The sequence below is a fragment of the Gracilibacillus phocaeensis genome (assembly GCF_900626275.1).
GTDB lineage: Bacteria > Bacillota > Bacilli > Bacillales > Amphibacillaceae > Gracilibacillus > Gracilibacillus timonensis.
On sequence record NZ_LR131145.1, the window covers coordinates 394,614 to 418,962 of the forward strand.

At 37.9% G+C, this 24,349-nt stretch carries 20 protein-coding genes; 9 read left to right on the plus strand and 11 right to left on the minus strand.

The annotated features are described in order from the left end of the window. Nucleotides 1–19: 19 nt before the first annotated feature. Genes E0E32_RS18070 through E0E32_RS18090 form a run of 5 tightly spaced genes read right to left on the minus strand, consistent with a single transcriptional unit; the run spans nt 20 to nt 6,326 of the window. Nucleotides 20–811 carry a response regulator transcription factor gene (locus E0E32_RS18070; protein ID WP_066191067.1) on the minus strand — a complete coding sequence of 264 codons (792 nt, stop codon included), beginning with the start codon at nt 809–811 and terminating at the stop codon, nt 20–22. After that, complete coding sequence (locus E0E32_RS18075) at nt 804–2,501, minus strand: sensor histidine kinase (RefSeq protein WP_078060050.1); 1,698 nt, start codon at nt 2,499–2,501, stop codon at nt 804–806. The genes E0E32_RS18070 and E0E32_RS18075 overlap by 8 nt, the downstream gene beginning before the upstream one ends. Nucleotides 2,502–2,542: 41 nt before the next feature. Continuing rightward, nucleotides 2,543–4,195, minus strand: coding sequence for an ABC transporter permease (locus E0E32_RS18080; RefSeq protein ID WP_066191059.1), 1,653 nt, complete (start codon nt 4,193–4,195; stop codon nt 2,543–2,545). Beyond that, nucleotides 4,185–5,276 (minus strand): ABC transporter ATP-binding protein, encoded by a 1,092-nt coding sequence (locus E0E32_RS18085; RefSeq protein ID WP_066191055.1) that lies wholly within the window; start codon nt 5,274–5,276, stop codon nt 4,185–4,187. Before E0E32_RS18085 ends, E0E32_RS18080 begins: the two co-directional genes overlap by 11 nt. Nucleotides 5,277–5,312: 36 nt before the next feature. Then, on the minus strand, nt 5,313–6,326 hold the full coding sequence (locus E0E32_RS18090; RefSeq protein ID WP_130860386.1) for an ABC transporter substrate-binding protein: 1,014 nt from the start codon (nt 6,324–6,326) through the stop codon (nt 5,313–5,315). 600 nt (nt 6,327–6,926) lie between these two features. Here E0E32_RS18090 and E0E32_RS18095 point away from each other — a divergent pair. The 3 genes from E0E32_RS18095 (at nt 6,927) to ytvA (ending at nt 8,557) form a co-directional block, all read left to right on the plus strand. Beyond that, complete coding sequence (locus tag E0E32_RS18095; RefSeq protein ID WP_066191049.1) at nt 6,927–7,214, plus strand: hypothetical protein; 288 nt, start codon at nt 6,927–6,929, stop codon at nt 7,212–7,214. A 13-nt stretch (nt 7,215–7,227) separates the two neighbouring features. Beyond that, nucleotides 7,228–7,590, plus strand: a complete 363-nt coding sequence (locus tag E0E32_RS18100) for a DUF3021 family protein (protein WP_066191044.1) — start codon at nt 7,228–7,230, stop codon at nt 7,588–7,590. Nucleotides 7,591–7,768: 178 nt separating this feature from the next. Next, the gene (gene ytvA, locus E0E32_RS18105) at nt 7,769–8,557 is read left to right on the plus strand and encodes a YtvA family blue-light photoreceptor (RefSeq protein WP_066191039.1); all 789 of its coding nucleotides are present in this window, start codon (nt 7,769–7,771) and stop codon (nt 8,555–8,557) included. On the opposite strand, the gene E0E32_RS18110 is transcribed toward ytvA, so the two are convergent. From E0E32_RS18110 to E0E32_RS18130, 5 genes are all read right to left on the minus strand, one after another. Continuing rightward, nucleotides 8,483–9,076, minus strand: coding sequence for a hypothetical protein (locus E0E32_RS18110; protein ID WP_165445072.1), 594 nt, complete (start codon nt 9,074–9,076; stop codon nt 8,483–8,485). The two genes, ytvA and E0E32_RS18110, sit on opposite strands and share 75 nt — an antisense overlap. Before the next feature lie 41 nt (nt 9,077–9,117). Next, nucleotides 9,118–10,164 (minus strand): ABC transporter permease, encoded by a 1,047-nt coding sequence (locus E0E32_RS18115; RefSeq protein WP_066191029.1) that lies wholly within the window; start codon nt 10,162–10,164, stop codon nt 9,118–9,120. Between the two features lie 17 nt (nt 10,165–10,181). After that, the gene (locus E0E32_RS18120) at nt 10,182–11,684 is read right to left on the minus strand and encodes a sugar ABC transporter ATP-binding protein (protein ID WP_130860388.1); all 1,503 of its coding nucleotides are present in this window, start codon (nt 11,682–11,684) and stop codon (nt 10,182–10,184) included. A 65-nt stretch (nt 11,685–11,749) separates the two neighbouring features. Further along, nucleotides 11,750–12,739, minus strand: coding sequence for an ABC transporter substrate-binding protein (locus E0E32_RS18125; protein ID WP_066191023.1), 990 nt, complete (start codon nt 12,737–12,739; stop codon nt 11,750–11,752). 509 nt (nt 12,740–13,248) lie between these two features. Further along, nucleotides 13,249–13,998: a DUF6270 domain-containing protein gene (locus tag E0E32_RS18130; RefSeq protein ID WP_130860389.1), complete on the minus strand. Its 750-nt coding sequence runs from the start codon at nt 13,996–13,998 to the stop codon at nt 13,249–13,251. Between the two features lie 369 nt (nt 13,999–14,367). Between E0E32_RS18130 and E0E32_RS18135 the strand changes: the two genes are divergently transcribed. The 6 genes from E0E32_RS18135 (at nt 14,368) to E0E32_RS18160 (ending at nt 21,838) form a co-directional block, all read left to right on the plus strand. Further along, the gene (locus E0E32_RS18135) at nt 14,368–16,296 is read left to right on the plus strand and encodes a CDP-glycerol glycerophosphotransferase family protein (protein WP_286171994.1); all 1,929 of its coding nucleotides are present in this window, start codon (nt 14,368–14,370) and stop codon (nt 16,294–16,296) included. Nucleotides 16,297–16,573: 277 nt separating this feature from the next. Next, nucleotides 16,574–17,278: a FadR/GntR family transcriptional regulator gene (locus E0E32_RS18140; protein ID WP_066191017.1), complete on the plus strand. Its 705-nt coding sequence runs from the start codon at nt 16,574–16,576 to the stop codon at nt 17,276–17,278. 202 nt (nt 17,279–17,480) lie between these two features. Then, nucleotides 17,481–18,800: an ABC transporter substrate-binding protein gene (locus E0E32_RS18145; RefSeq protein ID WP_066191012.1), complete on the plus strand. Its 1,320-nt coding sequence runs from the start codon at nt 17,481–17,483 to the stop codon at nt 18,798–18,800. Between the two features lie 93 nt (nt 18,801–18,893). Beyond that, complete coding sequence (locus E0E32_RS18150; RefSeq protein ID WP_130860390.1) at nt 18,894–19,787, plus strand: carbohydrate ABC transporter permease; 894 nt, start codon at nt 18,894–18,896, stop codon at nt 19,785–19,787. Continuing rightward, a complete protein-coding gene (locus tag E0E32_RS18155) occupies nt 19,774–20,616 on the plus strand; it encodes a carbohydrate ABC transporter permease (RefSeq protein WP_205410323.1) in 843 nt (280 codons plus the stop codon). The genes E0E32_RS18150 and E0E32_RS18155 overlap by 14 nt, the downstream gene beginning before the upstream one ends. Before the next feature lie 22 nt (nt 20,617–20,638). Continuing rightward, nucleotides 20,639–21,838 carry an enolase C-terminal domain-like protein gene (locus E0E32_RS18160; protein WP_130860391.1) on the plus strand — a complete coding sequence of 400 codons (1,200 nt, stop codon included), beginning with the start codon at nt 20,639–20,641 and terminating at the stop codon, nt 21,836–21,838. A 270-nt stretch (nt 21,839–22,108) separates the two neighbouring features. Here the strand turns inward: E0E32_RS18160 and E0E32_RS18165 are convergent, their stop codons facing one another. Further along, on the minus strand, nt 22,109–24,349 hold the full coding sequence (locus E0E32_RS18165) for an FAD-dependent oxidoreductase (RefSeq protein ID WP_130860392.1): 2,241 nt from the start codon (nt 24,347–24,349) through the stop codon (nt 22,109–22,111).

The window sequence follows — 24,349 nt, forward strand, 5'->3', positions numbered from 1 at the left end:
ACGATGTCCGTTTACCGAACTATTTTGTATTGTCAAAGTATGACATGAAATCACTCGGTAAAAATTCCGTATACTTTTTAAATACATCTATAAAATAACGATAATTACTAAAACCAACTTCAGTCGCAATCATCGTAATTTTATCATCTCCCGTTTTAATACGTTCGATTGCCTTCTGAATACGATACCGATTCAAAAACTCATTAAAAGTATAACTTGTACCCTCTTTAAACTTTTTATTCAAATAAGTAGTTCCCATCCCTACCTCATCAACAAGATCATTGATACTTATTTTCTCATCGTAATACTCTTGAATATAAGTAACCATCTGTTGTACATGTTGTGATTGATCCTTCCATTCAGTCCAGATATCTACGTTTAACACGTTTTTTGTTTCGGGTGTTTTCATACTTTCCTCCATAATATGAAATTGCTTCTTATTGTCTACTTCTTTTTTAGCACGATTAATAGCTGCTTCTAATTCACGATGATCAACTGGTTTGAGCAAATACTCTCTGACACCGTATTGAATGGCCTTTTGTGCATAATTAAAATCATCATACCCTGAAAGAATAATCGTGCTAAATATATGGCTATCGTCACATTCTGCCAATAAATCAATTCCATTCTTCAATGGCATATTAACATCAAGTAATATGATATCAGGGTTTAATTCGACAATCTTTTGCAATCCTTCTTCTCCATTGGTCGCCTCACCAACTACTACACATTGGAGATTTGTCCAATCAAGGATATATCTAATACCTTCTCTAATAATGTCTTCATCTTCTACTACTAATAGTTTATACATGGAGTTCTCCCCCTTTAGAATATGGGATGGTTATCTGTACAGTTGTTCCTTCACCCAAAACACTATGGATGATAAGACCATAATCATTTCCATATTGAAGACGCACGCGCTGGTGTGTATTATATAATCCGATTCCTATTTGACTATTTCTGTCATTTTGAATCTTCCTTTGAATATCATTAAGCTTTTCAGGAGCAATTCCTCCTCCATCATCTTCCACAGTGAACACGATACATTCTCCTTTAACTACAGCCTTGATTAATATATTCAAATTAGTTTGCCTCTGATAACCATATTTAATTGCATTCTCTATAATCGGCTGTAGTAACAATTTAGGAACAAAAGCTCCTTGAATCTCCTCCGGTATATCTATTTCATAATGCAGACGATCACGAAACCTTAGTTGATGCAGTTTCAAATAGTCAATTGTATAATATAAATCTTGTTCCAGAACTACGTAATCGACGGTTTGATTAATACTATATCGTAGCAAGGAAGACAATGATAAGATAATATCTTGTGCTTTATCCACGTTACTAATCATGGTATAACGCAATGTTTCTAATACATTAAACAGAAAGTGCGGATTGAATTGACTTTGCAATATCTTCATTTCATTCACTTTTTTGATTTCTGACAGTTCTTGATTTCTTTTCACAAGAGCATTTAAGCTATCTAACATAATGTTATATTGATTCGCCAGTGTTTCAAATTCATCCCCGGTATCAATATCCACATAGGAGGTTAAATCACCCTTCTTTAATTGAGAAACGGCAACCAATAGTTTATCAATCGAGTCCACATTTTTACTCGACATCTTCTCTGCTAATATTCGAAGCAAGACAAATAAAAATAAACCTGTAATACCAATAAATAAAATATATAGGATCAGAACCACTCGGTCTGTTCCAGTATTGTTTAGGGTATAAATACGAAAAAGACCATCTTCCGTTTTTATTTGGTTCATATAATAATTTTCATTTTTTATTTGTGCTCTTGAGTTTGTTATTTTTTCTGGTTGAAATTTGTTCATCAATCCTTGAACAATTTCATTAGAAGTCACAACAATATGATTATACGTGTCAGTGACAACCACAATATCTGTCTTTTCGCCAAATATTAAACGTTGAAAATCTTCCTCATATAATTTATAAATTAAGTAACCTATTATTCGATTATTTTGTTTCACTGCTTTTCCTAAGGTTATAGAAGAGGTCTGTCCATGCGAAAAACTTGTTTTCTCTACTAAAGTTAGCAGTTTATTTGGTTCTTCACGCAAATGCGGAACGATTTGGTCCAAAATAGCATCGTTCACTTCTTCATTCGATTTATTGGTAGATGCCACAAATACATGTTGATTGTCCACCAAATAAAAACTACTTTTTACCTCCTGCTGGTTGTTGAAGTTATAGAATGCTTCGTATACAAGGTTAATATCGGAATGCGTTTGCAAACTTTCCATCACTACGGATGAAGAAATCATCCTTTCCATCTCTTCTTGGTAGGTTTTGTATACATTTTCTATCTTCTCACCGATGTGAACGCCTGATTGTTTAGCATCATATACAGCCTTTAGGTGAAAGATAACAATCGTGAATATTGTAAATAATACAATTAAAGCCAAAATAGGAATGACTGTATATTTTAGAAAAAGACTTTTCGTGGCATCCTTGAAACTTTTCTTTTTCAATATAGAGTCACTCCTTTGTTTATTTCTTATTTCTTTCGTCTTTATAAAGAAACTTCTTTCTTACCGGTTAATTTAAAGAAGATTAATAATGAAATAACCGTAATAGCAATTAATATTGTAGATAAAGCAGCAGCTACACCATAATTGCCACGAATCACCTCAGTGTATATTCCTATAGTCATTGTCTTTGTATTAACGGTATACAGTAAGATCGAGGTACTAAGCTCACTAATAATTGTAACCCAACTAAGAATGGCACCAGATATTACACCTGGTAACATCATTGGCAATGTGATTTTAAAAAATGTCTTTAAATTAGAAGCCCCAAGACTTGCCGCAGCTTCTTCTACGCTTGGATTGATCTGATGTATGATCGCTGCGCTAGAGCGAATTGTATATGGAAGCCTTCTGATTACAAAAGCAATGATAATAATCGTTGCCGTACCACTCAGAAGAAAAGGTTTGCTGTTAAAACCGAGCAACAATGCTACACCAAGGACAGAACCAGGTACTATATATGGTACCATTGAAATAATATCCAATCCATTGGTCACTGCACTACGACGTCGAACCGTCACATAGGCAATTAAGATAGCAATCAAAATGACAAAAAACAGTGCGACTAAACCTAATGTAAAAGTATGCACGATTGTATCGCCTGAACGCGTGAATGCTGTCTTAAAACTATCTAACGAATAACCTTTAACAAAGATCCTGCCCGATGTCTTTAAAAATGCAGTATATACAACGTACAGTTGCGGCAAGATGGCAAATGCTAAATAGCCATATACAAACAAATGAGCCAATACATTACGAATCCCCGTTTCTTTTTTTTCCTTAATGGGATGTAAAGCACTCATAGAGAAAGATTTCTTATTTGTAACGTATTTTTGTAACAAGAAAATGGTTAATGCTATCACAACAACAATAACACTAATTGCTGCGGCAAAACCAGAGTCACCACCCATTTCACTGGTGAATTCATTAAAAATCAATACAGGTAAAGTCTCAAATCCTTCTCCAATTAGCATCGGGGTTCCAAAGTCTGCCAAAGCACGCATGAAAACAAGTAAGGAACCAGCTAATATAGTAGGAATCATTAGTGGCATAATCACCTTCCATACCTTTTTCAAACCCGTATAACCCATACTTTCGGCAGCCTCTATCAATGAATTATCAATACTTTTAAACGCCCCCATCATAAACATATAGATCAACGGTGTTAATTGTAGCGTCAACACAATCAAAATCCCCGAGAAACCATAGATATCTGGCATAGTAATGTGGAATACATCACTTAAAAAATTGGTCACAACGCCATTTCTCCCCATCAGCAGAATCCATGCATAAGCACCAATAAAGGGAGGTGCCATGGAAGAAATAAGAATGAGTATTTGCAAAAATAGTTTCCCTTTAATTTTAAAATTCGTCATAATATAAGCTAACGGGGTTGCAATAACTAAAGAAGCTAATGTAACCGCAACAGTTACTTTCAGACTGTTGAACAAGGTGCTGTAATAATACTTCTTAGTGAAAAACTCCGTAAAATAGTCAAGCGAAAAACCTCCGTCTTTTACGATACTTTCTTTTAATAATGTAATCAATGGTAATACGAGTACTAAGGCATATAATAGAATAATAACTAATGTAATGAGACTCCATATATCTCTTTTGCTGGTCGTATTATTTTGCATAGGAATCCTCCTCCAGCACATTCCTCTCTGTTTCGTAATCGAATAGATTAATTTTTTCCTTATTCATTAATAGTTTTATCTTTGTACCAGGTTCAATCGGTTCGCCTAGAGTAGCCTCTTGTATTACCTCAACAAATTCATCATTATTTAGTTTGACCGTGTAATGAACATTTGTACCTAAAAAAACATTATGTTGAACTTCTCCTGCTATTCCTTCTTGTGTAGAGCTAATTGTGAACTCTTCTGGACGAATAGATATCTTTATTTTTTCCTTTTGAGGAATGTGATTCATTTCTAATTTATAGTCTTCTCCCATTATTAATACTTGTTTACCACCCTCTTGTTTTAGGGATCTTTCTAGGATATTAGTTCTTCCAATAAAACTCGCAACAAAAATATTGGATGGACGTTGATAGATTTCTCTTGGCGTACCTACTTGTTGAATGATGCCATTGTACATTACTGCAATTCGATCGGAAACTGCCATTGCTTCTTCCTGATCGTGCGTTACATAAACTGTCGTTATTCCTACTTTATGCTGAATTTCCTTAATAGCTTCTCGCATGTCTATGCGTAATTTGGCATCTAAATTAGAAAGTGGTTCATCCATAAGCAGCACATTTGGTTCCATTACGATAGCACGTGCCAAGGCTATTCTTTGCTGTTGACCTCCAGAGAGATTTTCTGGCATACTTTTTTTGAATTGACTTATTTGTACAACATCTAAAATTCGGTCCACTCGTTGCTCTATCTCTTCTTTCTCTATTTTCCTGTTTTTTAATCCAAATGCAACGTTATTTTTCACATTTAGATTTGGGAAAATAGCATAATTTTGAAATACCATGCCAATATTTCTATGTTGAGGAGTTATTCGGTTCATCACTCTATCATCAAAAGATATTTCACCACCTTCAATACTGTTAAAACCAGCTATCATCCTTAACAGAGTAGTCTTCCCACAACCTGATGGCCCAAGAAGGGTGAAAAACTCACCCTTCTTGATGTCCAGAGAAAGCCCCGAAATAACGGTCTTATCAGCATATTTTTTTATTATATCATTGAATTTGATGGTTACACTCACGGTCATTCTCCTTTGTTGTCTTTTTTGTGTATACGATTATTCTTGAGCACCAGTAAATACATCCTTATATTTATCAACAATTTCATTTCTGTTTTCTTCTACATATTCCTCATCTTCTTGAATCACATTAATTTCATCGAATGGCTTTTTGTAATCTGCTACCTCGACATCTTTTCCTAATGATCGAATGGTTAATTCTTGAGCAAAGGCATTTTGTGCTTTTTCTGATGTAATAAAATCAACAAAGGCCTTCGCATTATCCATATGTTTGGCATCCTTAATAATTTCCACACCTGCATCTAGGAATACAGCGCCTTCCTCCGGATAGATGACTTCAACAGGAGCACCATCTCGTACATAACTTAAAGCAGGATCTTCATAAGTAAGTCCGACGGTGTACTCTCCATCTGCCACTCCTTTATGCACAGCTCCTGATCCACTTGCGACCTTTCCATCCATGTTCCTTACTAGTTCTTCTACATAACTCCATCCTTCATCTGATGAATAATCTCCACCCATAGCCATTAGCATATTAGTAAGTTGAGCAAAGGCTGAACTCGAACTTGCAGGATCTGCTCCTGCTATTTTTCCTTTTAATTCTGGATTCAGCAAGTCTTCATATCCGTTAATTTCAATATCTCCTATCAAATCAGCATTGACGAGAATAACACTTCCATCCGCTCCATAAGGTGTCAAGAACCCATCAACATTCTGGTGGTCAGAAAGCATCTTATCGTTATTCGCTGAAGTGTACTCTTCAAATAGACCGGCTTGCCCTAACATCTGTGCTTTACTTCCACCAAACATAATGTCACCGTTAGGATTGCCTGCCTCTGTTTCAATTCGTTTCAGTAGTTCACCCGTACCTGCAGAAACAAGTTCCACCTCAATGTCTGTCTCTTGTTCAAACATCGGAATAATGGTATTAATAATGTCCTCACTATTTGGTGAATAAACGACTAATTTATTTTCATCCTCTTCCCCACTGTTACAAGCAGATAATACAATAAACAGCATCATTCCAAATAATAAATACGTTATTTTTTTCAATATTCTAACCTCCTAATTTGTGATTGATCTCAGTATAAACAGGTTTGACAACGGTTACAATGCTAAAAATAAACGACTTTGTCTAAAATCGGACGCAGCTAAAAGACAATCCACAAATCAATTTGAGATACTAAGTTACTATTTGGACTTTGCGTTAATTCGAAATAAGATTCTTTTATCTTGTAATAAAGAACTAGTATTTAGAGCAAAAATGAAAATTCTTATAGGTTTTAAATTTCATTTTATTAACCAAGCGTTTTATTTTATTAACCAAGCGTTTTATTATATAATAAATTAAAAACACAGCTTATAGAGAAAGTGAAGCAATGCTTATCGCTCTATTATTGATCTCCTTGGCATACGACAAAATCCAAATAAAGGATATTAGAAATCGATTTACTTTTATCATAAAAAATGATTCCTTTAGATTTATTCAAACACAAATCAAATCAAAGATATCAATTAATGTATGCAATACCCTTTTCCATCACCAAAGAAAACAAAATCAAGCATAGGTAGACCCCTCTTGTACCCATTGGTGAATCGGGATACTTCGCTAAACTGTTGATTGGACAGTTTTTGCTGCATAGGGTATTTCTCGTGATCATGTTATGTGCAACCTTGATTGTCAAACATGTTATTCCGAGTATCGTAATTGGCATCGTTCTAGGGTTAAATATGCTGGGAATGATGGCAAGTGCTCTAGAATCACTTATCGGTCATACAAACTTTTCATCTTACCTGCTAGTGAACACGATTACGCACGGCCATGATTTTAACCAATTAGAAGCAATTCTCCATGTTGCAAGCGAAGCCGTAGTAATCATCTTCTTATTGTTATTTTCTACCAATGCGATTATTTACAAAATGAAAGAAGAGTTGAAATAGGAGGTGCTGTCATATGATGATGATCCAAGCACTATTAAGGGGTGGTATACCCTTGCTAATTATGGGTGGTATTGCTTTCATTCTTTATACTCAAGGAAAAAACTCTGACGCAAAAGGTACACTGCTGGCTGCATTGATAGCATTCTTTGTTGCTGCAGCAAGTGTTATTTATCATATCGATCATTGGAGCTTATGGAAGCAATCACTTGTACACTTTTTCATCATGCTTATAACGGTCTACCCTATTCTTTTGCTAAGCGGTTGGTTTACCGTAGGTTCTGTCACAGATGCCTTAAAAATCCTGCTTATTTTTATGTTTATTGGTATATTGTTGTGGTCGTTATCCTTTTTGGCAGTGAAGATCTTTTCAAAATGAAGGAAGTAAAGAAGCAGCTCTTCATCACGAGCTGCTTCTTTACTTCCTGTTTCTCCTATTCAAGACAACTTTGATCTTATTAGACGATGTCGAAAGGGAATTACAGACATCTGATCTGGTTGCGCATGCTACAAAAATGGATTACACTATTCTTATCACTAATAAAGGGGAAATCGGGATGTCGAATATCGATAAAAAACATTTTTTATTTGAAAAAGCATTAGATTATACTAAGGTCGGCCTGATTATCACCGATCCATCATTAGATGATCATCCGATTATTTTTGTCAATAATGGTTTTACCGAAATGACTGGATACGAAGAAGAGGAAGTCATTGGACAAAACTGCCGCATCCTTCAAGGAGAGGAAACTGACCCTGACAACTTGTCCAAAATAAGACTAGCTATTAAACACAAAGAGTCTGTGACTGTACAATTATATAACTACAAAAAAGATGGAACGCCGTTTTGGAACGAACTTTCCATTGACCCCGTGTGGGTAGAAGAGGAAGGAAAATACTATTTTGTCGGGATACAACAGGATATGACAAATGAAAAAGAACAAGAGCGCTTATTAAAAGCAGCCCTGCAAGAAATGGACCAATTATCCACACCCATTGTTCCAGTAGCGGAGTCCATCGCCGTCCTTCCGCTGATTGGAACACTTCATGAAACAAGGATGGAGAAACTAACGGAAGCTATCTCCAACTACTTGATCAGCTCCAAGGATGATTATCTAATATTAGATTTATCTGGGCTATATGAAGTCGATACTTTTGTCGCCGCTTCGATTTTAAAACTCTATGATTTAACCGCTTTGATTGGAACACAACTCGTCTTAACCGGAATTCGGACAGAGCTCGCCATCAAAACAGTAGAAATCAGCGATAAATTACAATCGATGAGAACATATATGACCGTAAGAGATGCCATGTGCGCCTTGCAGCAAGAACAACAGAAGGTTTAAGGATGACATCTCGAAAATGACGGCCATTTGATGTGCGAAACTCGAAATAATGGGTGTCATCTCGGAAATGACAGCCATTTGATGTGCGAAAACTAAAATAATGGGCGTCATCTCGGAAATGACAGCCATTTGATGTGCGAAAACTAAAATAATGGGCGTCATCTCGGAAATGACAGCCATTTGACGCGCGAAAACTAAAATAATGGCCGTCATCTCGGAAATGACAGCCGTTTGACGGGCGAATACTGAAATAATGGGCGTCATCTCGGAAATGACGGCCGTTTGACGGGCGAAAACTAAAATAATGGCCGTCATCTTGGAAATGACAGCCATTTGACGCGCGAAAACTAAAATAATGGCCGTCATCTCGGAAATGACAGCCATTTGATGTGCGAATACTAAAATAATGGCCGTCATCTTGGAAATGACGGCCGTTTGATGTGCGAATACTGAAATAATGGTCGTCATCTTAGAAATGACGACCACTTCATGAGTGAAAACCAATACCATTGTCGGCATATCACCAACCATACTTGGCGGGCTTCTTTATATTCGTTCGATCATGCCGACTGTTCCTTCCTTTGCAATAGCACAGCACCGATCACAATTGCACCTTTAAAGGCATCGCGCAGCAATGGTGGGACGCCGAAGAGATTTAATAAATTATTCAATACGGCGATAATCAACATCCCATATACCGTACCTAAAATAAACCCTCTTCCTCCCATCATGCTTGTTCCACCGACAACTGCTGCAGCAATGGCATCCATCTCCATCCCGCGCCCTGAACCAGCAAAATCCATGGAGCCAATACGAGATACTTGAATGATTGCTGCAATACCGACTAACATTCCCGATAAGGCATAAACACGGAATTTCACTTTTTTCACATTAATACCAGATAGCCTTGCCGCCCTTTCGTTCGATCCAACGGCGATAATCTGGCGGCCAAATGTTGTCTTTTTTGAAATAAAATACATAATTGCCGCAATGATGATCCAATAAAGGATAGGCATGATCATCAAGTCACCGATCTTGAAATTAGAAATTTGCAAGAACTCGCTCGGTACTCGTGGAGAAGCCCCTTGCATCACATGCTGTGTCACACTACGAAACACCATCATTGCACCTAATGTGGCAATAAAAGGAGGAACCATCCCTCGCGTTACCGATACCCCAATCAGGGATCCCAATAAATAACCAAACACCATTACCAACAAAATAGTGAGTATGATAGCTGGCCAACCCGTTATCCCGATACTGCTCAAGAGACCATTGGCTCCTGCATCCAGCAAGGTCATAGCAAACGCCCCGGTGGCAACAAGCGTTGCACCAACGGCTAAATCAATCCCGCCCGTCATAATGACAAAGGTCATCCCTAGTGCCACGATAGCAATACTGGCATTATTGCGGAGTATATTAATCCAATTGTTTGTCCAAGATTGAAACCAATCGCCAAACGTGGGATAATCAAAACCTAAAACAATCGTCTGCAGGATCACCATCACCACTAATGCGATAAAAATACTAAACAGAGGATTATTCTTCCAATGTTTTTTAAACCAATGCAGAAAATGGGTAACGCTATTTGTCGTTTGTTCTACCATAGGAATCACGCCCTTCCTTACTGTGAAATAGAAACAGTAGTCTCTCCACCAGTTGCCAGTTCCATAATCGATTGTTCCTTCATTTCTTTTCCATGCAATTCCCCTTGCAGATTGCCATGGTACATGACATATGTCCGGTTGCATAAACGCAGAATTTCATTAGCCTCGCTGGATAAAATAACAATCGCTATTCCCTCATCAGCTAAGTGCAAAATAATATCATAAATATCCTCTTTTGCCCCAACGTCCACTCCCTGTGTCGGGTTATCGAGAATTAATACCTTGGGACCTGTGGCCAGCCACTTTGCTAGCACCACCTTTTGTTGATTTCCACCTGATAGATTCGTAATATTATTAGCGTAATCTTCCATACGGATATTTAATTGTTGTTGCAGCTCCGCCAAGTTCGCTTTATGTACAGCTTGTTGAATGATGCCCCATTTAGCATATTTCTTCCAGGAAGCAATAGCGGCATTCTCTAAAATATTCATATCCTTAATAATCGCATTTTCTTTACGATTTCTTGGCAGGTAAGCAATGCCTTGTTCAATAGCGGCCATCGTTGAACGAATTTTTACTGACTTCCCATAAAGATGCAGCTGTCCGGAAGACAAAGGATAAGCACCAAAAATCGCTTGAAACAGTTCACTCCTGCCATCTCCTAAGAGACCAGTAAAACCAACAATCTCTCCTTGATGAAGCGAAAAGGAAATATCAGAAAAGTGCTCTTCTGACGTTAATTCCACTGCTCGTAGTACCTCTTCTCCCCGCTCTCTATCTCGAACCAACTTGTCAGTCCGCACTTCATGACCCACCATAAAACGGGCAAGATCTTTTGTCGTCACATCTGCTACTTGCCCTTGAGAAACCACTTCACCATCACGCAGTACAGAATACTGGTCACAAATCTCCATTACTTCTTGCAATTTATGCGAAATAAAAATGATACCTACCTTTTGTTCCTTTAATCGTTTCATCATCGCAAAGACACGTTCAATCTCGGTATCAGTTAACGACGCAGTGGGCTCATCCATGATAATCACCGAGGCGTCCATTACAACTGCCCGGCAGATCTCAATGATTTGCTTATAGGATGAATCCAGATGTTTTACCAATGTACGTGGATTTAAGTTCACTTGCATTCGCTCAAAGATCTTCTGCGTTTCTTGAATCATTTGCTGATGCGGAACCTTGCGGAAACTGCTTTTATAATAGCGCTCTAAAAAGATATTCTCATAGATGGGCAGATCATTAATCAGGTTTAACTCCTGATGAATAAAGGAAATCCCCCTGTTGATTGGCTGCGCTGGATCATGAAAGACCACCTCTTCACCATCTAGGAAAATACCTCCACGATCCGGCTGATGGACACCGCCCAAAATATTCATAAGCGTTGATTTACCTGCACCATTTTCCCCTAGAAGGGCACAGATCTCTCCCTCCTTAATCGTGAGTGATACATCTTTGAGCACATGATTCGCACCAAATGATTTCTGAATATTCTTCAACTCGACAAGCATGTTACACCTCCAGTGAAACATATAGATGCGAGGGAGTACCACAACAAGCAGCACCCCCTAATCTCTTAATATGGTGAATCCGAATCTAAAAACTCTTCATAGTTATCCCGATCGACCACGGTTGTCGGAATAATCGTTTCTTGCTCCACTTCTTCTCCATTGAGTACATCCAGAGCGACATCCACCGCATCTTTTACCATAGCAGGACTATATAAAGCCGATTGAATCCAAATATCCTCATTTTCCGGCATCATTTCAAAGTACTCCTGCATGCCACCTCCGCCAGTAACCACTTGGATATCCGTTCTTCCTGCTTCTTCAATTGCTTGTAACACCCCGACAGACGTTTCGTCATCCAACGAATAAACGGCATCAATTTGATCCACGGATGTTAAAATATCGGCAAAATCGGTTAGCCCTGCTTCACGCGTGAATTCCGTCGCATAAGTCATCACATTCATATCCGGAGCAATATCCGCGATGGTTTCTTCAAACCCTTTGGTACGCAGCTCCGATACAGAGCCTGAGGATGGCACTTCAAGCACCACCACATTCCCGGTTTCACCAATTTTATCTACAATATAATTGGCCCCTTGAATTCCCATGTCCTCATTGTCACCTGATACACGATAGACGCCATCTGCATCGATCACAATATCAAAGTTGACAACCGTCATACCATTGTCAATCGCATTCTGGATCGGTACATCCATCCCTTCCCACTGCGGAAAAGCAACAATCGCATCAGCTCCCCAAGTCGTCAAGTCATCAAGCTGAGAGGTCATTTCCTCTGCATTACCACTTGTTTGTATCTGATAATCAACTTGATCGGATAGCTCTTCCACCCTGTCCTCCGCATGATAAGCAACAGCGCCGACCCATCCATGAGTTACCTCTGGAGCTAAAATACCAATCTTATACTTTTCCTCACTGCTCCCTTCCTCACCACCACTGGCTCCATCGGCATCTGCACCCGTTGAATCGTCACTGCCACACGCAGCTAATACGAACATCAATAATGCCAACATAGCTAACCAAAGAACATGCTTTTTCATCATGAACCCCTCCTTGTAAAGTAAAATGAAACGGATAATAACGAGCTGTAAACATATCAGGATGTTATCGACCATTACAACGTAGCAATGTAAGGCGCTTAGCAGTGAATGATTTCTCTATTAATAGCTATTCGTATACCCCCCTTGCTAATGCCCCCTTTCAGTGATAATATCTCTGTTTCTTGTCATTTGTGTTAGGGGTTACTTATTATATGGAGTAACCCTAATCAAATAGAACAACACCACTAAATGAAAGCGTTTTCTATACTCTAATGCATAAGTCCTAAAAAGTCAACAGATCTACCGTTATTCACGTCAGTTTGAACCATTTTTTTAAGGGAAGTTCAAATACTCGACAAAAGTAACATAGGAAAATTTCCCGTTGGGGGAGTCAGTATTCAAAGATTGGGACTATTGGTGTTTTCGAATACAATGATGTGCTGCTACTGAGGTAGATAGACGGTGACTTGATGAATTTGCACCGTCTATCATTTTTCTGTTGCTATTTGCTATATCTGCTTATCTTTTTTCTTGCGATTGATGTCTTCTAGTTGATTTACCATTTCCTGATAGTAATTTCTTTCATAATGCATTGGCCCCAGCCCCCACTTGTGTTCTTCCCAAGCTCGATAGCTCCCTTTGGGCAAACCAATCGTATGGATATTCTCAAAGTGACTTTCAAAGAAATGATAATAATGATCGAGTAACTGATTAATAGATTGATAAATTTTGGTCTTACGATCATCAAATTTCTGTACTTTTCCTGCGTTGTCTACATACTCCTCGGCAAAATATGCCTTATGTAAAATAACCTGATCCGCATGATAATATGATTTCAATTTCTCAATAAAAGCCAAACAAGCAGCATCCCAGTCCTCTATCGTTTCTGTTTTCTTCACTTCGTATCCGCCTAATAGATTTTTCAAACCAGCAGTAAGGAAATAGTTGGAGCGCGTCACATACGAGAACCCAATTTTATACAATGCAAATCGTTCATCAATGAAATCAATGATTAAATCGTGGGCTCGATGCTTCCATAACTGCTCAAAATAATCCTTGTTTATATCGGTATACACTACTCGATCTTTAAAATTTGAACCTGTCGATATATATTTCCAGTCTACCGAATAAGGTTTAGACATCATACTTTGCACAGAAGATCTCGCTTGATAATAATCCACACTATAGTTATGGTCTTCTACCAGACCAAAAATATCCCTTGATACACAACTTCCGAAAATATTATAAGTCTTCAACATACATCATCCCCTCTCCATCTATCACGCCACTAACAACCGCAAGAAGACCGCTATAGATAGTCTCGCTTTATCATACCTAAAACAACAGCGGTATTATACAGGTCCATAGGATGATTTTTAACATTTACATTGCTTTTTGTGAAGATAGATACATTCTAAGTTTCTTTTATATATGGTAATCAAATCCATCCCGGGTCTTATCCCCTGTTAAATCACCTTTATTTTGTGATAAATACCATTAATTGATAGAAATAAATGAATAGTTTCACGCATTGTCGGAAAAAATACTCTTATGTATGATGGGAGATTATAGAAGAAATACAACTAACATATGCATCTTAGTTCAATGTAGCAAAGGAGATTAACACCTTGGAACCCATTGTAAAAAAACGAGGAAAACAATTATTTTTAAAGGACGGTTTTGGTGATTTCAATCAGATTTCCTTGATGAACGGAAAACGACGGATGCCCTTCAAAAAGTTTTATGTGTATCAACATGATGAGATCGTAGTCTATCCTAACCGAGTCGATCACCATATTAAAATTCTCGAGAAACATCCGAATCCATTATTAAAAAATACTTTTGTGGTTCTATACTTAGATCCCATAGGCAGACTTTCCTTTATGATCATGAAAAGACATCGCTCTTTACCTGATGAAAAGGTATTGGAAAAGGCAGAATCAACACCGCCTCACCGTGTTTTCACTTGTGGTTTATTAGCCAATCTTTTTATCATTGGTGCCATCCGCTTTCGCTATGCCAATATGTCCGAAGTCAACATAGCCATTGGGTATGATAAGGCATTAGACTATGATTTTAAGTATTTTCTACCTCGATTCATCCGAAAAAAATTAGCTGAAAATACAAATAAACTGGTGCTTTTATCACAATTAGGTTTTTGTCGGATTAAATTATCTGAGGTTCTGCGAAAATATCAGGACAGCAGTGAAATCAATAATCCTATGTATATTAAATCGCTAACCTTGGATGGTTTAAGCTATTACTACCCCCTAAAATTCAATGGTTACGATAGATACGATAAAAATCATTATATATACAGCTCCAGAAGATATACATTAGAAAGACATCAAATACAATCTTTTCTTCGCAAGTCGATCACAGGGCAGTTGGTACTTGTGATCAGTGATTACTTAAACAAGGCGATACCAATCAAAGAGAAAGTAGCAAAATGGCTCTCTGTATTCGGCCAAAAAAGAAGCAGAGATATCTATTTTGAGAAATTTGCAAGTGGGGCCAGCGAGTCTGCCTTTGAGGTATTCCAATATGCGAAATCACAACATGACAACAAAGCAGTGTTTGTACTAGACAAATCACACGAACAATTTCAGACATTACAATCCCATTATGGCAAAGATAGTGTAGTAGCACACAATTCGGTGAAAGCTTTCTATGCCATCTTTCATGCGGATAAACTAATTTCTTCTGATCTGCCTACCCATATACTGAGAAATTTATATGACAACAGCAGACAGTTAAAAAAAGTGATTTTACAAAGCGATAAAAAAATCTTTTTGCAGCATGGGATCTCTCTTGCAACCAATGTATTTGAACGAGGCTACTATAATAGAAAGGTTCCCATTGCTCCTGATTATATTGTCACCAATTCCGACTTGGAAAGTTCCTACTTTATCCAATATCCGAAATATGAACCGAGCCAACTGATACAAAAAGGAACACCTAACTTGGATTTATATGTTCAAGAGCGCAAACAAGAAAAGCAGGAGATCAGTTTCTTATTAACCTGGAGACCTTGGGATGTGACGGGAAAAATCGAAGAAAATTCTTATATTGATCGTTATCTGCAGTTTTTTCAAATGATACAAACCCATGATTTTTATCAAGAGATTCCTGTTAATCTCATCTTACACCCGAAGGCCAAGTTATTAATTGAAAATCAATTTGCGGATGTCTATGCCTCGATTGAGAAATTCATTTACGAAGGAGATATTAAAGACGCCCTGTTACGATCTAAGGTCGTTATTACCGATTATTCCTCTATTTGTTATTATGCCTTCGCTGGCGGCAGTAATATTATCTATTTCTGGGGCGACAAAGCATTAGCCGAGCAGGAATATGGAGCGCCAAACATCTTGCAAGAAGAGAATTGTTTTGGTGATGTGGTCTACCATGTAGACGAACAGCTTCATCATGCCATCTTAACCAATTATCACCGAGAACAACCCGATCAATATGTGCAAAACTATGCTGAATTGGTGGAATATACGGATGGGGATAATACGAAGAATGTGTATAGGGCGATTCAGGCTATTGGATAAGCATTTGAAATGGTTAACAGGTGAAGTTCATGCAATATATTTGCTTCATCTGTTGACATTTCGTTTATCCTATTTTTTAGGCAATTTATAGATATAAACTTATACTCATTACACACTGTGACATTTATTATAAATACTAGAACTAAATAGACTATTTTAACAATAGAAGCGATAAAAGAAAACGCAAGCAAAAAAACTATTGACTTCTATCTTTTACGATGATACTATACAAATTAACTTGTATGACAACTTACAGCGAAAGTGCAGTTGATTAATAATGGATATCAAATCAATTAAAAAAACAAACATCGTGGAAGAAGTGTTCCAACAAATCATACAACAAATTCAAAATGGTGAATGGCAAGTTGGCGATAAACTACCTTCCGAAAACCAGCTATGTGAAATGTTCAGTGTTAGTCGAATTAGTGTTAGAAGTGCTATGCAAAAACTGAGACAAATGGGAATCATTACGACTAAACAAGGACAAGGGTCCTTTGTCTCAGGAATCAATCATGCAGAAATGATAAGCAACGCTATGCCAACTATGGATATAAGCGAAAAAGAATTGTTAGATATTCTCGAATTCCGTGAGATTATTGAGTTTAAATGTATTGACCTAGCTACCGAAAGAGCAACAGATGAAGATATAAAGGAATTAGAATTGGCCCTTGAAAAAATGCTTAATAATAAAGACGATTATAAGCGATACACTCAGGCGGACTTCGAGTTCCATTTAACGGTTGCCAAAGCTTCCAAGAATCAATTTTTATATGCCGTTATGAAAAACACAAAGGCTTACTACTATTATCTCGAAGAGTTAAACAGAGTATTTGGTGTAGATCATAAGACACTCGAAGGAGATTCTATTGATGGTCATATAGAACAGCTTAATTGTATAAAGAATAGAGATCCTGAAGGGGTTAAAAATATACTTAGAAAAAGCATGGCTCAAAATTTAAGAGATTACAGAGCTTCTAAGTAAGCTTTGTTTTTTATATAACTTGTATGACAACTTATAAGTTTGATTATTTATTTAAAGGGGGTGATGATAATGGCTGTTGAATATGTTATTTAAATAATTTTATTGTTCCTATTACGGTTTTTCAATTATTAATATTTGATTTTTACTGCTTAAACTTGTAAGACAACATATAAGTTATAGCACTTTCAAGGAGGTTATTTTAATGAAGGTTACTAAAATGAATACAAGTATTTTAATCATATTTCTTTGTACGCTAATCTTATCGGCTTGTAATACAAATAATGAAAGCGCTAACTCTACAGAAGAGAATGATGGTAAGACTGTTTTGGAATTTATGTCTGTTTCTCAAACAGAACAACCTGATGGTGAGAATGAATTAACATTAGCGGAAGAATACATGGAAGAAAATCCTGATATTGAAATAAGATTTACATCCGTCCCTATGAATGACCTTTTTGCAAAATTAACTACTTTGGCTACTAGTAATGATTTACCAGATGCATTTAGTATGACACCTGAATTCTTACATACTGCGGATGATATGGGAATGCTAGCCAATTTATCAGAATTATATGATGACGAATATTTGGATGGTTTCATACCAAATATTCGAGAAGAAGTTTCTATTGATGGCGACATGAAGATGCAGCCTTGGGTAGCAAACCCTGTTTCTTTAATCTACCGAGGAGATTGGTTTGAGGAAGAAGGGATAGAAGCACCCAAAACATGGGATGAATTTATTGAAGCAGCCGAGACATTCACGAAAGACACTAATGACGATGGAGAAATCGACCAATGGGGCTTTGGAATGATTGGAACAAATAATGGCTCTGGTGCCAGCCGATTTGTGACTGTACTTCGATCATTTGGGGCTAAAGAAGTAAGACAAGATGAGAATGGCGAGTGGATAACCGACTTAAATACACCTGAATCTCAAGAAGCCTTTCAGCTTTATGGTGATTTAGTAAATGAATATGGCGTTGTCCCTCCTGGTCCAACTGAAACTGGTTTTCCTGAAGCAGCTAGCATGATGGCGAATAATCAAACAGCAATGCTGATCTCCGGTCCTAATGCGTTGGGTGGCATATATTCAGAAAACCCTGATCTAGAAGGAAAGCTATATAGTGTGCCATTACCTAAATCAGAAAGCGGTGAGAACGTATCTACAAATGGATTATTTGGCTATGCTATATCCGAACAAAGCGAACATAAAGAGGAAATAGCTGATTATCTAAAATTTATTGTATCTAAAGAAAAAGCCTTGTGGTGGAATGGTGAAAGTGGACGATTACCTACTCGAACAGAATTAGAAGACCATGAACAACTACAAACCAAAGAAATGGCAGGGTTTGCAGAAGCTATTCAATATGCCTTTCCAATTCCAAGAATCAGTTCATACAATCAATTTTACGACATTGTTGGCTCAACCTATCAAAACATTATTGCTAATGGTGAAGATGTAGAGACTGCAACAGAAAATGCAGAAACGCGAGCAAATGAAATCATAAATCAGGCTGAATAAAAAGAAGATTTATATTAATAAAGGGAGATTCTCCATTTCCAGAAAAGACAATCTCCCTTTATATCATTTCTTATCAAGTAAAGGGTGAATGTTATGCGGAAAAATAACCTTAGAAACCTCATTCAAGGCGAACAATGGAGTGGCTATGGTTTCACATTTCCATCGCTCGTTGTTCTATTATTATTGGTCACGTACCCACTGCTTTATGGTACATATATCAGTTTCTTTGATACAAATTTAGTGAACAAATGGGATTTTATAGGTATAGAAAATTATACTCGTATCTTCTCTAACATGGAATTTATCAGAAGTATTGGACTGACACTACTTTATTCTATTTTAGTTATTGCTGGACATTTTATTGTTGGGATCGCATTCGGGTTAATTCTGAATATGAAATTACGAGGCATTTTATTGTTTAGAGCATTATTGATTGTACCTTGGTTACTTCCTGAAGTAGTAGTTGCCTTACTTTGGAAATGGTTATTTAATCCTGTATACGGATTATTTAATCATTACTTAATGCTATTCAACATTACCTCTGAACCCATTTCTTGGCTAGGTCAAGAAACAGCAGCCTTTACTGCAATTGTCCTAGTAAGTATTTGGAAAGGTTACCCGCTTATTATGATGATGGTACTGGCAGGTCTTCAGTCTATTTCTCAAGAACAATATGAAGCTGCAAAAATCGATGGTGCAAACTTGTTTCAAAGCTTTCGATATATTACGATTCCTGGGCTTATGCCCGTATTGCTTGTATCACTGATTTTGGATACTGTTTGGTGGTTCAAGCACTTCACCATGATCTGGATTCTTACTCAAGGCGGACCGGGGGCTGCAACCAATATCATTAGTATCGATATTTTCAAACAGGCTTTTGAGTTCTTTAATTTTGGAAGGGCATCAGCCATGGCTGTCATTGTGTTTTTTATATGTCTCTTTATTGGATTAACCTATAGGAGGATTTTAGGCGATGATGACAATTAATAGAAAAAAAACATTATTTAATAGTTGTATGTACTTATTGCTTATCCTAGCCTCGTTAACTGTATTAATTCCAACGTTGTGGATGCTGTCAACGGCTCTAAAACCTGAAGGAGAAGTAATGGTCTCTCCTCCTCAGTGGATTCCCGATAATATTACAATATCAGCTTTTATCAATGTATGGAAAAACTACCCTTTTGCACAATATTTTTATAATAGCATCATTATTGTTGGAGTCTCTACTTTCGTCTCTTTACTTTTTTCTTCATTAGCTGGATATGGTGCTTCAAGATTCCGTTTTCGTGGCAGGGGATCATTTCTTACTTTTTTATTGATCACGCAAATGTTTCCTTCTATTATGCTTTTAATCCCTTTCTATCAGGTATTGAATTCACTGAATTTGATTGATACGCATATGGGGTTGATTCTTGTGTATGTTTCATTCAGTATACCATTCTGTACCTGGATGATGGTGGGATTCTTCCAAAGTATTCCGAAAGAATTGGATGAAGCTGCCAGAATTGATGGATGTGGACGCATTCGTACTTTTGTACAAATCATACTACCACTATCCCTACCAGGACTAGCTTCTACAGCTATTTATTCATTTTTATTAGGATGGAATGAATATATGTTTGCTTTGATTTTAACAAATTCTGACGCTATGCGAACACTACCTGTCGGAATAGCTGAATTAAATGGATTCTATAAAATTATGTGGAATGAGTTAATGGCAGCTTCTTTTCTATCAAGTATTCCATTACTCATCTTGTTTATCTTTATGCAAAAATATTTTATCAGTAGTTTAACAGCTGGATCCGTTAAACAATAAAATTAGAATAGGAGCTACAGATATGGATATTACAATAAAAGACGTCAAAACAATACTCACAGCACCACAAGGAGTGAATCTCGTTGTAGTGAAAATCTATACTTCAGAACCAGAAATATATGGACTAGGATGTGCAACATTTACGCAAAGACACCTAACCGTTGCCTTAGCAGTTGAAAAATACCTTAAACCATTTTTAATAGGGAAAGATGTACAACGAATAGAAGATATATGGCAAACAGCAATGGTTAGCGGTTATTGGAGAAATGGGCCTGAATTTAACAATGCCGTGTCAGGAGTTGATATGGCATTATGGGATATTAAAGGAAAGATAGCAGGTCTCCCTGTATATCAGCTGCTTGGCGGAAAATGTAGGGAAGCTGCCATCGTATATAAACATGCTGAGGGTGATTCAAAAGAAGAAGTAGCCGAAAATGTACAGCGATTTATGGATCAAGGTTACCAGTACATACGTTGCCAAGTAGGAGGATATGGTGGCGGGAAATCTAAAATTAATACGCCAATCAACGCCCTCCCAGGTGCCTACTTTGAACCGAAGACATATATGAGAAATGTAGTCGATATGTTTGAATACTTACGTAACAAATTCGGCTGGGATATTGATTTTATCCATGATGTTCATGAACGTCTATCACCGACTGAAGCCATGCAATTCGCCAAGAGACTAGAACCTTATCAACTTTACTATTTAGAGGATGCTCTTCCTCCTGAACAGATTAGTTGGTTTGAACAAATCAGGCAACACTCCTCCACTCCAATAGCGATGGGAGAATTATTTAATAACCCTAACGAATGGCTCTCCCTTATTTCTAATCGTATGATTGATTTTATTAGAGTACATGTTAGTCAAATTGGAGGGATAACACCTGCAAAAAAACTGTCTATTATAAGTGAGGCATTTGGTGTTCGTACAGCTTGGCATGGTCCACATGACGTATCGCCGGTTGGTCATGCAGCAAACATTCATCTCGACGTCAGTTCCATGGCCTTCGGTATTCAGGAATGGCAAGGATTTGATGATTTGATTCATGAAATGTTCCCAGGTAGCCCTGTGGAGAAAAATGGTTATGTTTACCCTAACGATTTGCCGGGTCTTGGAATTGATATTAATGAAGAACTTGCAAAGAAATATCCTTGTGATAGTAAGATACCGGATTGGACTTTAGCCCGGTTGTTTGATGGAAGTCCGGCGAGACCTTAAAAAGCAAAGCAAACAGACAATCGCTACTAAACATGATAGTGATTGTCTGTTCTCTATGCTGGATTAAGATACTTAAATGGAAACCTCTATCCTCTTCCGATTACGAAAAAACACCATCTCTTGAAAACCAATTCCTCTCAAACGCTGACGCACAGCTTCCCAATCATCCCCTACCCGTTCTGGATTATAATTTGATTCCTTTTTTCAAAAGCCGTTATTTTTCTTTGTGAAAAAAAGGAGTAACCCCAATAACAAGTTACTCCTCCTCACTTAGCCGTACACTCGAACCTCTACAACCTCTGCATGCGGACTTCCATTGGTTTCATGAATAACAAGCCTGCATTGAGACGTCTTATCAGTGTGATTCAGATAATGTACCTGTTTCCGTTTACGATTATGATCTACCTCAACTACCGTTCTCCATTTCTGATCTACCAGCACTTGAACCTCATAGTTTTTCACTAGTTCAGGGATAATATCGAATGGCGTACGATGATGGTGCAAGTTAATAAGATCCTCGTTTACATCATCATTCCAAGTGAGGTGAATTCCACGTATCGATACCTCACGATCCCACTTCAATGTCAGCCATTCCTCTGTTTTGTTCATCACATCTGACTTCCAAAGGTTTGGTCCACGATAAGGCCGTTGCAATCCATTTGTTACTTTAGCAGGCGCATAAGCAGCTGTTTTCCCTTGGACTCGGAAACAAAATGGCTTCCTCACACAATTTTTCATGGACCACTTGGTAATAGAGCTTTTCTCATTTTCAAAGAGTCCCGTTGTTTTTGCGTCACCAACATCCTCAAAAGATAATACTCCTGTAACAGGTTGATCTGAACGATGCAACGCTACATCTGGATTTTCTTTTACAATCACAAATGCATTTTGTCGCTCAGACGGATGCCAAGGAATATCCACTGCCACCCACTCAGCCTCCCCTGGCTTTACTTCGATCGTCTTCTTGTCGATCATATGATGTGGGATATAATTTTGCGGCTTACCAGTATCCCATAACTCAATCGTTAATTCAGTTGACTTCTTAGCAGTAACTTTCAGTTCGATGCCTTCCATTTGCAATTCAACAGGAAATAAAAATGCAACATCTTTCTCTAGTTGATATGTTTCCGCAGCATGGGTTACCTGTATCGTCTCACACGTGCTAGAAGCCGTAATTTCTGCTTGTCTAGCCAAATCTTCTGTTTGCTCATTTTTTATCCCGATTACAGAAGCATCTTGTTTTAATAGCGTTTGTTGCAGCTCTTTGATATGGTGCGTGTGTATTTCACGAGGTGTCATCCTCTTCTCCACTGCATAAGCGGCTCCCGTACCAGCGGCTTCTCCTATTACCGCACATGTTGCCATTACTCTCGTCGATCCAAAAGCAACGTGAGAGGCGCTAATATTTCGACCAGCAAATAATAAATTATCCACATTTTTCGAATAAAGCGACCGAAAGGGAATATGATAGATACCATCTGCTTGTAAATGCTTGGAACCGCTAGCTTCTGCATACATGCCACCTGGGGGATGCAGATCAATAGACCACCCGCCAAACGCGACTCGATCAGCAAATTCAACTTGCTCCACAATGTCATTTTGCGTCAGGGTATAATCTCCTATGAAACGCCGGTATTCCCGTTTACCAGGGATTGCTCCAACCCACTCTAATGTCATATTTTCCGCCTCAAATTTACCGGAATTCTTAATATAATCCCAAATTCCATAAATAACCGACCACAGTTCATCTCTAATTCTAGCATCTTCGTGAACCGTATCTAACTCACCCCCCCATTCAATCCACCAATAATGACAGCCAGAATCGCCACTCCTGATGATTCTTCGCTCTGGGATCGATGTGGTAGTAATGTCCTTCGCAAAACTAGGAGCCACATATTTCACGGGATGCCCTTCATCTCTTGTGTAAAAGAGAATAGTACTCCCCAACGTGATCTCATCACTTTGATCAGGTGCCCATGATTCATTGTATTCAGATTTGCCTTCCCTGCCAATACGATAGGCGGCTCTCGCTAAGAACCCTATTAAACCATCCCCTGTACAATCGAGATAAACCGGACTTTCAAATCGAATGTGTCTTTCCGATCCCATCATCCAGCCCGTTACAGAATGAATCGTCCGGCTATCTTCTCTTCCACTTGATTCAATCTCTCGCACATCGGTATTCAGAAACAATTCAATATTGGATTCTGCTTTCACCTTTTCTAAAATAATTAGATCCCACATATAGGGATTACCATCGGGATTACGGTATTGATTTTCGACAAACATCTCCCCCATAATTCCCGTTTCTCTGGCATAGCGATTCACGCCGTGCTTTGTTGCACCAACTACCCAAACCCTTACTTCACTGCTGGAATTCCCGCCTAAGACAGGCCGATTCTGTATCAGAGCTACCTTTTTCCCTAGTCTAGCTGCTGCCACGGCTGCACATACACCTGCAAGTCCTCCGCCAACTACCGTAATATCCTTTTTTACGATTTCGTATTTCAT

What these genes read in the sequence shown, in the direction of transcription:
- E0E32_RS18070 (WP_066191067.1), bottom strand. Translation starts at nt 811, where the DNA reads ATGTATAAACTATTAGTAGTAGAAGATGAAGACATTATTAGAGAAGGT.
- E0E32_RS18080 (WP_066191059.1), bottom strand. Translation starts at nt 4,195, where the DNA reads ATGCAAAATAATACGACCAGCAAAAGAGATATATGGAGTCTCATTACA.
- E0E32_RS18100 (WP_066191044.1), top strand. Translation starts at nt 7,228, where the DNA reads ATGATGATGATCCAAGCACTATTAAGGGGTGGTATACCCTTGCTAATT.
- ytvA (WP_066191039.1), top strand. Translation starts at nt 7,769, where the DNA reads ATGTCGAATATCGATAAAAAACATTTTTTATTTGAAAAAGCATTAGAT.
- E0E32_RS18110 (WP_165445072.1), bottom strand. Translation starts at nt 9,076, where the DNA reads ATGCCGACAATGGTATTGGTTTTCACTCATGAAGTGGTCGTCATTTCT.
- E0E32_RS18115 (WP_066191029.1), bottom strand. Translation starts at nt 10,164, where the DNA reads ATGGTAGAACAAACGACAAATAGCGTTACCCATTTTCTGCATTGGTTT.
- E0E32_RS18120 (WP_130860388.1), bottom strand. Translation starts at nt 11,684, where the DNA reads ATGCTTGTCGAGTTGAAGAATATTCAGAAATCATTTGGTGCGAATCAT.
- E0E32_RS18125 (WP_066191023.1), bottom strand. Translation starts at nt 12,739, where the DNA reads ATGAAAAAGCATGTTCTTTGGTTAGCTATGTTGGCATTATTGATGTTC.
- E0E32_RS18130 (WP_130860389.1), bottom strand. Translation starts at nt 13,998, where the DNA reads ATGTTGAAGACTTATAATATTTTCGGAAGTTGTGTATCAAGGGATATT.
- E0E32_RS18140 (WP_066191017.1), top strand. Translation starts at nt 16,574, where the DNA reads ATGGATATCAAATCAATTAAAAAAACAAACATCGTGGAAGAAGTGTTC.
- E0E32_RS18145 (WP_066191012.1), top strand. Translation starts at nt 17,481, where the DNA reads ATGAAGGTTACTAAAATGAATACAAGTATTTTAATCATATTTCTTTGT.
- E0E32_RS18150 (WP_130860390.1), top strand. Translation starts at nt 18,894, where the DNA reads ATGCGGAAAAATAACCTTAGAAACCTCATTCAAGGCGAACAATGGAGT.
- E0E32_RS18155 (WP_205410323.1), top strand. Translation starts at nt 19,774, where the DNA reads ATGATGACAATTAATAGAAAAAAAACATTATTTAATAGTTGTATGTAC.
- E0E32_RS18160 (WP_130860391.1), top strand. Translation starts at nt 20,639, where the DNA reads ATGGATATTACAATAAAAGACGTCAAAACAATACTCACAGCACCACAA.
- E0E32_RS18165 (WP_130860392.1), bottom strand. Translation starts at nt 24,349, where the DNA reads ATGAAATACGAAATCGTAAAAAAGGATATTACGGTAGTTGGCGGAGGA.